The following is an 11,700-nucleotide window of genomic DNA, read 5'->3' as shown; positions in this document are numbered from 1 at the left end:
TCGTTTCGGCCTTGCATCCCCCCGGCGCCGCCGCTAATTCCCCTCCTCAAGACGGACCCGTAGCTCAGCTGGATAGAGCACCAGACTACGAATCTGGGGGTCGGGCGTTCGAATCGCTCCGGGTCCGCCATTACTTCCTTCCAGACTTCGATGAGACGATGCCGACAGCCAGCGGGCATGCCGGCCTCTGTCGTGACGCATCACCGCCTGGCAGCGGATATTCCTACCTTGCGGATGCGCGTCACCTGTCGCTGCCGCACGTTATTCAAATCCGCCATGTCCTGCTGTCAGGCGCGTTCACCCCGCCATGCCCGGAACGGGCCGTCTGGCGATCGGCGGAGATGCCCACCGCAGACGGCAAGCGTCCCGATGGCAAAAGGCCCCGACAGTGTCGGGGCCTTCGGCTTTGTCACGCGGTGACGGTTACTGCTGTGCCAGCAGGTCCGTGATGCGGCGCACCGAGGCGCGACGGTTATCGCGGATGTCGCCTTCCGAGCGCACGCGCAGGAACTGCTCGCCATAGCCTTGGGTGACCATGTTCTCCGGCGGCACGTCGAAATACTCGGTCAGGGCCAGCGCGACCGATTCGGCGCGGCGATCCGACAGGGCCAGGTTCGCGGCATCCGATCCGACCGTGTCCGTGTGACCCTCGATCATGAAGATCTCGCTCGGGTTCTGGGCGATCTGGTCCTGGATCACGCGGCCGAGGCCTTGCAGCTGCTGCGCCTGATCGGGACGGATCGCGGCCGAGCCGGTGTCGAAGGTGATCGCGTCGATGTTCACCGGCGCCACCAGCGCCCGCACCTCGGGGATGTTGCGGATCTGGGACAAGGTGAAGCGGCGATCCACATCGGCCTCGCGCTGCAGCGCGTCACGCAACTGATCCTCGTTCAGCGGCGCGTTGCCGCCGGTGACGGGGGCCGGTGCGGGGAGCGAGCCGATGTCGACGGGTTGCACGTCCGCCGTGTCGTCGATCAGCCGCGTCGTGGTGCCGTCGGCGCTGACCAGCGTGCGGCGCAGGACCTGCAGGTTGGCGTCGCGGATGGTGACCACGCGGCTGCCGTCGGCGCGCGTGACAATGGTGCGCGACGAGCCGTCGTCGAAGTTCTCGGTCGTCACCGTCGAGCCGGGCTGGCGCAGCAGGGCGACCTCGTCCTTGATGACCTCCTGGCTGCCGTCGGCACGGGTCACGACGATCCGGTCGGGCGCCGACAGGGCGACCTGGCGGTTGTTGTTCAGGATCGAGCCGACGGCCACCGCACCCAGACCCAGCAGCAGGGCGTTGCGCAGCGTGTTGTCGTCTTCATCCTCGCGCGCCTCGGCATTGCCATCGCCCTGCAGCGCGTCGCGCAGGTTCGTCGCGAAGTCCTCGGTGGACGACCGCGCGCTCTCCTCGGTCACCTGCTCCTCGACCACGTCGCCCGACGCTTCGGCGGCATCGTCCAAGGCGGCCGCCGTCGCGGCCGCGGTGGCCTGGGCCGCCTCGCGCGATGCTTCGGTCTCGGGCGTGTCCTCCTCGGCGGCGCGCTGGACCAGCTGGCCGTCCTGTCCGACGCGGTTCATCTGCGCCTCGGTCGGGGCCAGACGCAGCTCGCCCACGTCGTTCAGCTCGACGACGACGCCACCCGGCGTCATCGCCCGGCCGCCATCGGCGCAGGGGAAGGCGCTGCCGTCCAGGCAGGTCAGCTGTTCGGCGGTCAAGCCGCCCGCGACCTCCTCATCCAGCACATTGGCCAGACCGGGAAGCTGACGGGCACGGTCGGTCTGTGCGCTGCCCGTGGCCAGCGTCACGGCACCCGCCGCAGCGGCTGCAGCGGCCGCGCCATCGGTTCCGGCCTCGGGTTCGGCGGCCTCTCCGCTCAGCGCATCGGCCAGCGCATCGACGCTGTCCTCCTCGGCAGCCGGAGCTTCCGGCTCGGCCTCGGCCGCCGCCGGCTCCTGATCGGCGCGCAGCGCCTCCTCAAGGGCCTCGGCGTCGTCGGCAGGGGCCTCCTCGGCAGCGGCGGGCTGCTCGGCTTCCTGCTCGGCGCGCAGGGCCTCGGCCAGATCACCGGCCTCGGGATCGGCTTCAGCCTCGTCGGCGGCGGCAGGCCGCTCGGCCGGACGCGTCTCCGACGCAGCATCACGGACCGGACGTTCGGCCGGCGCCTCCTCGGCCTGACGGGCGGGACGGGCCGCAGGCGCTTCGCTGGTCATCGACTCCGGGCGCTCCGCCGGCGCAGCCGCTTCAGCGGGCTCAGCGGGCTCAGCGGGCTCAGCGGGCTCAGCGGGCTTGGGCTCCGGCGCTGCTTCCGGCGCTGCTTCCGGCGCGGGCGCCTCGGCGGCAGCCGGAGCGTCGGCCGGGGCCGCCTGGTTCAGATCGGCGCCGTCCTGCGGTCCTTGGTCGGCAGGCTCCTCAACCGGGGCAGGCTCGGGCGCGGGCTCCGGAGCGGGCTCCGGCTCGGCCGGCGGGGCCTCGGGGGCGGGCGCGGGCTCGGCAGGAGCCTCGGCCGGCGGCTCAGCGGGGGCCGCCGGTGCGGGCTCAGCCGCGGCCTCGGGCGCAGCCTCGGCAGGCGCCTCGGGCGCGGGTTCGGCGGCGGGTTCCGGTGCCGGTTCGGCGGCAGGCTCCGCAGCGGGGGCCTCAGGGGCAGCCTCGGCCGGCGGGGGCGGGGGCGGAACCTCGCCTTCCTGGGCAGGCTGAGCCTGCGCCAGCACGCGATCCGACGGCAGCGGCGCCGCGACGCCCTGCGCCATCGCCAGATGCGGTGCCATCAGCGACAGGCAGGCCGCGATGGCGGTGGTGTTGTGAATGATCCGGCGCATGGGATACTCCTTGTGCAAAACCGAATGACGTTCTTTGGTCGTTTAACAGGCACTTGCGCAAAGGGTTCCCAAACTTGACGTGACCATCGCGTGAGCGATGCGCGACAGCGAAAGGGGCCGCGCCCTTTCGGACGCGGCCCCTGCGGTCACGCAGCGATGATGCGGGATCAGACCCCGTCGCCGACGAAGGCCTTCTCGACCACGAATTCGCGCGGTTCGGAATTGGCGCCCTCATGCAGGCCGAACCCCTCCAGCACCGCCTTGACGTCGACGTTGAAGGCCAGGCTGCCGCAGATCATCGCGCGATCCTCGGCCGGGTTGATCGGCGGCAGGTTCAGATCAGCCAGCACCTTGCCCGAGGTCAGGTTGTCGGTGATGCGGCCCATGAAGGGCGAGGGTTCGCGCGTCGTCGTCGGATAGTATTTGAGCCGCTCGGCGAAGCCGTCGCCGTAAAGCTCGGTCAGCAGCGGGTCGTGGCGCAGGCTGTTCACCAGCTCGGCGCCATAGACCAGCTCCTCCGCGGTGCGGCAGGTATGCATCATGATGACCTGCTCGAAGCGCTCATAGGTCTCGGGGTCGCGCATCAGCGAGGCGAAGGGCGCAAACCCGGTGCCGGTGGCCAGGAACCACAGCCGCTTGCCGGGCAGCAGCGCGTCGAGGACCAGCGTGCCCACGGGCTTGGGTCGCAGGATGATCTCGTCGCCGGGCTTGATGTGCTGCAGCTTGGAGGTCAGCGGACCGTCCGGCACCTTGATGGAATAGAATTCCAGTTCGTCGTCCCAGTTGGGCGAGGCGATGGAATAGGCGCGCAGGATCGGCTTGCCGTTGTCGCCCGGCAGGCCGATCATCACGAACTCGCCCGACCGGAAGCGCAGGCTGGCGGGCCGCGTCACGCGGAACGAGAACAGGCTGTCGGTCCAGTGGGTCACCGCGGTCACGGTCTGCGAATCGGGAAGCGTCTTCTTGGGGGCGGCCTCGGTCACGGGCAGATCCAGCGTCATTGTTGCATTCCTTGTCGTCTAATCGAAGGGGCGCGCGGGCGAAAGGGTCAGCCCGCCAGCTGCGCCCGATGGTCCCAGGCCTTCCAGTCGGCGCGGGCCCGCCACTGATCCTCGGGCTGGCGGGCGGCGATGTCGGGGGCGACCTCGACCTCGTCGAAGCCCACGCGGCGCGCCATCGCGTATTGGTCCGCGATCAGCCGCCCGGTGGCGCGCAGGCGGCCTTTGTAGCCCAGCTCGCGCAGGCGGCGCGCCAAGGTGAAGCCGCGCCCGTCGCTGAAGGCCGGAAAGTCGATGCCGATCAGGGCCGCGTCCAGATGGTCGGCCAGGGTGGCCGGGGCGGTGTCGGGTGCCAGCACGACGGCGGGCCGGTCCGTCACCGGGTGAAAGCCGTCGTCACGGGCCAGGACGGGTTCGCTGTTCAACTGCTCGCTCATGCCGAGACCTTTCCGCGGACCATGCGCCCGCCGATGAAATGGATGCCGCATTCGGATTTCTCCTGGCCGCGCCAGCGCCCCGACCGGGGGTCTTCGCCCGGCTTGACCGGAGAGGTGCAGGGCGCGCAGCCGATGGACGGATAGCCCTTGGCCACCAGCGGATGCCGGGGCAGGCGGTTCTCGACCATGTAGTCCTGCACGTCCTCGGGGCGCCAATGCGCCAAGGGGTTGACCCGCAGCCGCGCGGGCGGTTCGGGTTCGAAGAACTCCAAAGCGGCGCGCTGGCCGTTCTGGAACCGCTTGCGGCCCGTGATCCAGGCGTCATAGCCCGACAGCACACGTTCCAGCGGCACCGTCTTGCGGAAATCGCAGCAGGCGTCGGGATTGACCTTGTGGAGCGTGCCGTCCGGGTCGTGGGCGGCGATCTCCGCCTCGCTGGCGGTGATGACCTGCACGTTGGTCAGCGAAAGCCGCTCCGCGACCTCCTGCTGATAGGCCAAGGTCTCGGGGAACAGCATCTGCGTGTCGATGAACAGCACCGGCAGGCCGGGGGCCACCCGGCTGACCATGTGCAGCAGCACGACCGATTCCGCGCCGAAGGAGGACACCAGCGCCACCTGCCCCAGGTCGGGGTCGGTGACCGCGCGGCGCAGCACCTCGATGGCGGCATGGTGGCGATAGCGGTCGTTCAGCCGCCCCGCCCGCGTGTCCAGGTTCCCGTCAAGCATCGGCCTGCGCCGGATAGAGGGCGGCCTTGAAGGGCGCCGGGCCCAGGCGGCGATAGGCGTCGATGAAGCGTTCCGACGCGTCCTCGCGGACTTCCAGATAGGCGCGCAGCAGCCGGTCGATGGCCGGGACGACCTGTTCGGCCGGGAAGCCCGCGCCCGCGCGTTCGCCGATGGCCGGGATGTCATAGGCGTCGCCGCCAAGCGTGATCTGGTAGTTCTCGACGCCCGCTCGATCCAGACCCAGGATGCCGATATGGCCCAGGTGGTGATGCCCGCAGGCGTTGATGCAGCCCGAGATGCGGATGTTCAGGTTGCCGATCTCCTCCTCCAGTCCCGCGGCGCGGAAGTGGTCGGCGATCTCCTCGGCGATGGGGATCGACCGGGCGGTGGCCAGCGCACAGTAATCCATACCGGGGCAGGCGATGATGTCGCTGGTCAGCCCGGCATTGGCGGTCGCAAGGCCAGCGGCCTTCAGTTCGGCATAGAGCGCGGGCAGGTCCGACTTATGGACATGCGGTAGGGCCACGTTCTGGTCGTGCATCACGCGCAGGTCGTGATGGCCGAAGCGTTCGGCCAGATCGGCCAGCAGGCGCATCTGTTCCGCACTGGCGTCGCCCGGGGTCCGGCCCGGCGCCTTGAAGGTCACGACGACGCTGGCATAGCCCTCGACCCGGTGCGGGTGCAGGTTCGTATCAGACCAGCTGCGGAAGGCCGGGTTCGCCTGACGCTCGGCCTCATAGCCATTGACGGGCGCGTTGCGGAAGGACGGCGCGCGGAAGCGGTCCTTGAATACGGCCAGCGCGTCGCGGTCGGCGCCGTGGAAGTCGCGGCGGCGGGCCAGGAATTCCTCCTCAATCTCGGCGCGCATGACGTCCAGGCCGCGCTCCAGCACGGTGATCTTGATGCGGGCCTTGTACTTGTTGTCGCGGCGGCCGGCCAGGTTGTAGGTCGCGATGATCGCCTCGACGTAAGGAAGCAGGTCCTCCTCGGGAAGGAAGTCGCGGACGACCTGACCCAGGAGCGGCGTGCGGCCCAGACCGCCGCCGATCCAGACCTCGAAGCCGGTCTTGCCGTTCCGCTCGGTCAGGCGCAGGCCGATGTCATGGGCGGCGATGACGGCGCGGTCCTTCTTGCCGCCGGAGATGGCGATCTTGAACTTGCGCGGCAGGAACTGGAACTCGGCATGATCGGTGGACCAGCTGCGCAGCAGCTCCGCATAGGGGCGCGGATCGGCGGCCTCGTCAAAGGCGGCGCCGGCGAAGGCGTCGGTCGTCACGTTGCGGATGGTGTTGCCGCTGGTCTGGATGGCGTGCATTCCGACATCGGCCAGCGCGTCCAGCATGTCCGGGATGTCCACCAGCTTGGGCCAGTTGAACTGGATGTTCTGGCGGGTGGTCCAGTGCCCGTAGCCCTTGTCCCATTTCTCGGCCAGCAGGGCCAGGGTGCGCATCTGGTCCGGACTGATCGTGCCGTAGGGGATCGCCACGCGCAGCATGTAGGCATGCAGCTGCAGATAGACGCCGTTCATCAGGCGCAGGGGCTTGAACTCGTCCTCGGTCAGGCTGCCGTCAAGGCGGCGGGCGACCTGGGCGCGGAACTCGGCGGCGCGCTGGCGGACATAATCGGTCTCGACGGGGCGGACATCAAACATGGGCGGATTCCGTCTTCTGGGCCTCGGCTTGCCGATCGGCCTGGATGCCGTGGAAATAGTTGGAGGGGCCGCGCTGGCGGAAGGCCTCGCGGAAATGGACGGGCTCGGGTCCGTCCGGGCCGCGCCTGGCCTCGACCAGATAGGGGCCGACAACGATGTCGGCCTGGGCGATGGCCTCCAGCAGGGCCAGATCGGCGATGGCCTCGTCCTCATAGAGGGTGGCCCGGCGCGGGTCGCGCGTCCAGCCGTCCTCGCACATCCAGACATTGTGGCCTTCGCGCAGATCGTTCGCGGTGATCACGCCGGGGCGTGCGGCCGACAGGGGAAAGGATTTGCTCATGACTGGACCTTTGGCTTGTGCTGCCCTCTATATAGAATTTCGTTCTGGATTCTGCACAGTGGCCGCGGCAAATAAGGACGATCGACCAAGAGGTGCGCCATGCCGGAACCGATTTCCCCCGATGCGGGCGCAGGCCAAACGCCTGTCCGTCTGGACGAGGTGGACCGCAAAATCCTGTCCCTGCTGCAGCAGGATGCCAGCCTGTCGCTCGACCAGATCGCCGACCGGGTGGGGGCATCCAAGACCCCGGTCTGGAACCGGATCCGCAAGCTGCGCGAGGCGGGCGTCATCCGCCGCCAGGTCGCGATCCTGGACCCCGAGGCGCTGGGGCTGGAGGCCTGCTTCTTCGTGCTGATCCGCACCAGCGAGCACGACCGCGACTGGGCCGCGCGCTTTCTGCGCGCGCTGCGCGAGCGGCCCGAGGTGGTCGAGGCACACCGTCTGGCGGGCGACATCGACTATATCCTCAAGGTGCAGGTCAAGAATGCCCGCGCCTATGACCGCTTCTACCAGTCGCTGATCGGCGAGGTGAAGATCCACAACGTCACGGCCCTGCTGTCGATGGAGGAGATCAAGGCCACCAGCGCCCTGCCCATCCCGGACGGGGATCGCTGAGATGGCCTGGGTGATCTGGCACAAGCCGACCTGTTCCACCTCCCGCTGGGTGCTGGCCGCGCTGCGCGAGGCGGGCGTCGCGCCGAAGGTGCGCGACTATATCGCCGCGCCGCCGTCGGAGGCGGAGCTGCGCGACGCGCTGGGGCGGTTGGGGATCGGGGCTCGGGGGCTGATCCGCCGCAAGGGGACGCCCTTCGCGGAGCTGGGCCTGGGCGATCCGGCGCTGTCCGATGACGCGCTGATCGCGGCGATGGCCGCCCATCCGATCCTGATCGAACGGCCGGTCGTCTTCGCGCCGCATGGCGCGGTGCTGTGCCGGCCCAAGGAGCGGGTCAGTGAACTGATCGCCCGCAATCACGCAGGTGGTTCGCGGTGACCCGGTGGGGGTGCGGGGTGTGACCCGACAGATGACGCCCAGACTGCGGCGACATCGGCAGATGCCTTACGGATCGATCGGATCGAACGCCCCGACAGAGATGCCCAGCAGCAGCCAACGCCGCCCCTCCAGCCCCAGGACCAGATCGAAGCTGACATGACGCGGCTGCAGCGGGACAAATCCGGTCAGGCGCAGCTCCTGCCCGGTATCGGACAGCGCGCTGTCCAGGATGACCGGGTCGACGACCATCGCCTGCAGCAGGTCCAGCCGTTCCTCGCGCAGCGGCGTGAACAGGCCCGCCAGGCGCGTCGGATCGTTGGCCAATGCGAATTCGGGGGCGGCGATGTCGCGCAGCACCGTATAGTTGCCCGTCCAGTTGCCGTGGTTCACCGCCGCCAGCACGTCGCGGATCAGGGCGGTGGCATAGCTGGGTTCGACCAGGGGGGCCTCGGCCCGGGGTTCGGGCTGCGGTTCGGCGGGGGCGTCCTGCGCATGGGCGCTGGCGCCGACCAGCGCCAGCGCCATCGCGATGGCCAGGGACAGGGACAGCGCCTGCGCCGTCCCCGCCCGTATTTCGGCGTGGCTTACCACGCGTAGGTCACGCCGATGCGGCCACCGACCTGGTCGCGGTCGAAGCCATAGGTGATGCCCGCGTCGAACTGGGTGTTCGCATCGAAGCGGTAGCCCATCGACGCAGCCAGTGCATGCGATCCCTCGAAACTGCCGATGCTGGTCGACACGGCATAGGTCTTGTCCTCGGGGACATAGGGGGTGTTCAGCGCCATCGCCATGGCGATGCCTTCCTTGTTGTCCTCGACCTGCTGGCCCAGAGAGCGCACGCGGCCGTTCAGCGACGACATGCTCTCGCCGATCGACCGGTCGACCGCCAGGTTGCCCTGCGCGTCCGAGGTCACGACGCCGATGGGGGTGCCCTGCGCCGCCGTGCTGGCATCCGACGCGATGCCCGCCGCGCGATAGGTGTTGGCACCGTTGCCCAGCACGAACTCGTTCGCGCGGGTCGCGGTCGCGCCATCACCGATGGCGACCGAGTTGTCGGCCGCGGCGACCGCCTGGTTGCCAAGCGCGATCGACCCCGATCCCATGGCCATCGCGGCCTCGCCGATGGCGGTCGAGCGCACGCCGCTGGCCGCTGCCAGGTGGCCGAAGGCATGGGCGCGTTCGGCGGTGGCCTGCGCCTGCCAGCCGAAGGCGGTGGCGGCGGTGCCGTTCGCGACCGATTCACCGCCGACCGCGGTGGTCGACGTGCCGTTCGCGACCGAGGTGTCGCCGATGGCCAGCGCGTCCGTGCCGTTGGCGATGGATTCGTTGCCGATCGCGGTCGAGAGATCCGACTGGGCGTCGGCATTCTCGCCCACGGCCAGCGAGCGGACACCTTGCGCGGTGGCCAGGTGGCCGATGGCCTGGGCGCGTTCCGCGGTCGCCATGGACTGCCAGCCGATGGCGCTGGCGCCCGGCCCGGTCGCGACGGATTCGCCACCGATGGCGGTGGTCGAGTTGCCGTTCGCCGCCGCCGTGTCGCCCACGGCCAGCGCATCGACGCCATTGGCGATGGATTCGTTGCCGATGGCGGTGGACAGGTCGGTCTGGGCGTCGGCATTCTCGCCGATGGCCATCGACCGGACGCCCTGTGCGGTGGCCAGGTGGCCGAAGGCCTGGGCGCGTTCGGCGGTGGCCTGCGCCTGCCAGCCGATGGCGCTGGCGCCGGGGCCGTTCGCGACGGATTCGCCGCCGATCGCAGTGGTCGAGTTGCCGTTCGCCGCCGCGGTGTCGCCCACGGCCAGCGCATCGACGCCGTTGGCGGTGGATTCGTTGCCGATGGCGGTGGACAGGTCGGTCTGCGCGTCGGCGTTCTCGCCCACGGCCAGAGACCGGACGCCCTGGGCGGTGGCCAGGTGGCCGATGGCCTGCGCACGTTCCGCGGTGGCCTGCGCCTGCCAGCCGATGGCGCTGGCGCCGGGACCGGTCGCGACCGATTCGCCGCCGACCGCGGTGGTCGAGGGGCCGGTGGCGGTCGCCTCTCCGCCGATGGCCACGCCGTCCACGGCGGTCGCGTCGGTCGAGGCGTTGTCGCCGATGGCGACCGACAGCGGGCCCTCGGCGATGGCGGTCGGGCCGCAGGCCAGCGATCCGGCGCCGCCTGCGCCCTGCTGGCACTCCTGTGCGGCGGCCGTGCCGACGGCGCCGATCATCGCGACGGCGGCAGCACCGCCGAGCAGCATGGCGCGGGTACGGGTCAGGTGGGTCATGGCAATCTCCTCATCCGTTGGACAGGGCCTTTTGCGGGCCTCTGACCGGGGGACGCGGGAAACCGCCGACCGGATGCAGGATTTGTCGAGTTAATTTCCGGGCGGCCTCAGTCGTCCACGACGTTGAGGATCTTGGGCAGCGCGGGGCAGGGCAGCAGCTGGTTCTTCGCCACGTCGGCCAGCGTGTGATTGTGCAGGAAGACATAGACATGCGCGGACAGGCTTTCCCACAGCCGGTTCGACAGGGTCTGCGCCCGCGACCCGGAAATCCCGCCCGACGCGCCCGCGCCGATATGCATGGCGCTGACGGTTTCGTCCACGGCCTCGAGGATCTCTGCCACGCGGATCGTTTCCGGGGTGCGGGCCAGCCGGTATCCGCCGCCCGGACCGCGCACGGATGCCACCAGCCCCGCCCGGCGCAGGCGCACGAACAGCTGTTCCAGATAGGGCAGCGAGATGTCCTGGCGTTTCGAGATTTCGGCCAGCGAGGTCAGGTCGCCCCCCTTGGCGATGGCCAGGTCGGTCAGCGCGATGATCGCGTAGCGGCCCTTGGTGGACAGTTTCATGGCGCGGTTCCCCCCTTGATGATCGCGATCCCGGCGCGGCCCCGCTCCGGACGGGTCCGGCGGCGGTCACGGGCGCATTGACGGCCGCGCGGCTCGCAGGCTATGCCCGCAGCTGCATGTTTCTTGCCAAAGCCGTGCCGGCTGCCCAGATAGACCGTCTAGAAGGCGCGCGCGCAGGCGTCAAGAAACCCGTCATGACCTGTGAAGGACCACCATGCCCGAGCTGATTTTTCCCGGCCCCGAAGGCCGTCTCGAAGGCCGTTACCATCCTCAGCCCGGCAAGCCCGACGCCCCCATCGCCATCGTCCTGCACCCCCATCCGCAATATGGCGGGACGATGAACAACCGGGTGGTCTACAACCTGCATTATGCGTTCCACCGCATGGGCTTCACGGTGATGCGGTTCAACTTCCGCGGCGTGGGACGAAGCCAGGGCGAGTTCGACCAGGGCATCGGAGAGCTGTCGGATGCGGCCTCGGCGCTGGACTATCTGCAGGCGATGAACCCCAATTCCAAGCACTGCTGGGTCGCGGGGTTCAGCTTCGGGGCCTGGATCGGGATGCAGCTGCTGATGCGCCGCCCCGAGATCACCGGCTTCATCAGCGTGGCTCCGCCCGCGAACATGTATGATTTCAGCTTCCTGGCGCCGTGCCCGTCCTCGGGGCTGATCGTGAACGGCACCGCCGACCGTGTGGCCCCGCCCAAGGACACCGCCACCCTGGTCGCGAAGCTGCGCGAGCAGAAGGGCATCACCGTGACCCATGAGGAGATCGAGGGGGCGGATCACTTCTTCCGCGACGACGAGACCCACATGAAGCCGATGATCGACCTGGTGCAGGGCTATGTCAGGAAGCGCCTGACCGAGAGCAGCCGCTGAGGCCGAGGGCGCCGGGGCGCTGCCCCGGACCCCGGGATATTTG

General features: G+C 69.5%; 12 protein-coding genes and 1 tRNA gene. 4 read left to right on the top strand and 9 right to left on the bottom strand.

Annotated elements, in window-relative coordinates; translation table 11 throughout:
• Positions 1-53: 53 nt before the first annotated feature.
• Positions 54-130 (top strand) — tRNA-Arg (locus AACG61_RS12955).
• Positions 131-423: 293 nt separating this feature from the next.
• Here the strand turns inward: AACG61_RS12955 and AACG61_RS12950 are convergent.
• From AACG61_RS12950 to AACG61_RS12925, 6 genes are all read right to left on the bottom strand, one after another.
• Positions 424-2,802 carry an OmpA family protein gene (locus AACG61_RS12950; protein WP_411837526.1) on the bottom strand — a complete coding sequence of 793 codons (2,379 nt, stop codon included), beginning with the start codon at positions 2,800-2,802 and terminating at the stop codon, positions 424-426.
• Positions 2,803-2,969: 167 nt separating this feature from the next.
• Positions 2,970-3,803, bottom strand: coding sequence for a ferredoxin--NADP reductase (locus AACG61_RS12945; protein WP_411837525.1), 834 nt, complete (start codon positions 3,801-3,803; stop codon positions 2,970-2,972).
• 47 nt (positions 3,804-3,850) lie between these two features.
• Positions 3,851-4,237 carry a DUF934 domain-containing protein gene (locus AACG61_RS12940; RefSeq protein WP_411837524.1) on the bottom strand — a complete coding sequence of 129 codons (387 nt, stop codon included), beginning with the start codon at positions 4,235-4,237 and terminating at the stop codon, positions 3,851-3,853.
• Positions 4,234-4,965, bottom strand: a complete 732-nt coding sequence (locus tag AACG61_RS12935) for a phosphoadenylyl-sulfate reductase (RefSeq protein WP_411837523.1) — start codon at positions 4,963-4,965, stop codon at positions 4,234-4,236. Before AACG61_RS12935 ends, AACG61_RS12940 begins: the two co-directional genes overlap by 4 nt.
• Complete coding sequence (locus AACG61_RS12930) at positions 4,958-6,616, bottom strand: nitrite/sulfite reductase (protein ID WP_411837522.1); 1,659 nt, start codon at positions 6,614-6,616, stop codon at positions 4,958-4,960. The genes AACG61_RS12935 and AACG61_RS12930 overlap by 8 nt, the downstream gene beginning before the upstream one ends.
• Positions 6,609-6,956 carry a DUF2849 domain-containing protein gene (locus AACG61_RS12925; protein ID WP_411837521.1) on the bottom strand — a complete coding sequence of 116 codons (348 nt, stop codon included), beginning with the start codon at positions 6,954-6,956 and terminating at the stop codon, positions 6,609-6,611. Before AACG61_RS12925 ends, AACG61_RS12930 begins: the two co-directional genes overlap by 8 nt.
• A 99-nt stretch (positions 6,957-7,055) precedes the next feature.
• Between AACG61_RS12925 and AACG61_RS12920 the strand changes: the two genes are divergently transcribed.
• Both AACG61_RS12920 and arsC read left to right on the top strand, forming a co-directional pair.
• Positions 7,056-7,571, top strand: coding sequence for an Lrp/AsnC family transcriptional regulator (locus tag AACG61_RS12920; RefSeq protein WP_411837520.1), 516 nt, complete (start codon positions 7,056-7,058; stop codon positions 7,569-7,571).
• Between the two features lies 1 nt (position 7,572).
• Positions 7,573-7,947: an arsenate reductase (glutaredoxin) gene (gene arsC / locus AACG61_RS12915; RefSeq protein WP_411837519.1), complete on the top strand. Its 375-nt coding sequence runs from the start codon at positions 7,573-7,575 to the stop codon at positions 7,945-7,947.
• A gap of 66 nt (positions 7,948-8,013) precedes the next feature.
• On the opposite strand, the gene AACG61_RS12910 is transcribed toward arsC, so the two are convergent.
• From AACG61_RS12910 to AACG61_RS12900, 3 genes are all read right to left on the bottom strand, one after another.
• A complete protein-coding gene (locus AACG61_RS12910) occupies positions 8,014-8,538 on the bottom strand; it encodes a hypothetical protein (RefSeq protein ID WP_411837518.1) in 525 nt (174 codons plus the stop codon).
• A complete protein-coding gene (locus tag AACG61_RS12905) occupies positions 8,532-10,214 on the bottom strand; it encodes a YadA-like family protein (protein WP_411837517.1) in 1,683 nt (560 codons plus the stop codon). Before AACG61_RS12905 ends, AACG61_RS12910 begins: the two co-directional genes overlap by 7 nt.
• Before the next feature lie 107 nt (positions 10,215-10,321).
• Complete coding sequence (locus AACG61_RS12900; RefSeq protein ID WP_045981432.1) at positions 10,322-10,780, bottom strand: Rrf2 family transcriptional regulator; 459 nt, start codon at positions 10,778-10,780, stop codon at positions 10,322-10,324.
• A 214-nt stretch (positions 10,781-10,994) separates the two neighbouring features.
• Between AACG61_RS12900 and AACG61_RS12895 the strand changes: the two genes are divergently transcribed.
• Positions 10,995-11,657 carry an alpha/beta hydrolase gene (locus AACG61_RS12895; protein WP_411837516.1) on the top strand — a complete coding sequence of 221 codons (663 nt, stop codon included), beginning with the start codon at positions 10,995-10,997 and terminating at the stop codon, positions 11,655-11,657.
• Positions 11,658-11,700: the final 43 nt, after the last annotated feature.

It is taken from the genome of Paracoccus sp. ME4, assembly GCF_046736325.1.
Classification (GTDB): domain Bacteria; phylum Pseudomonadota; class Alphaproteobacteria; order Rhodobacterales; family Rhodobacteraceae; genus Paracoccus.
This window is presented reverse-complemented; position numbering and strand designations above follow the sequence as displayed.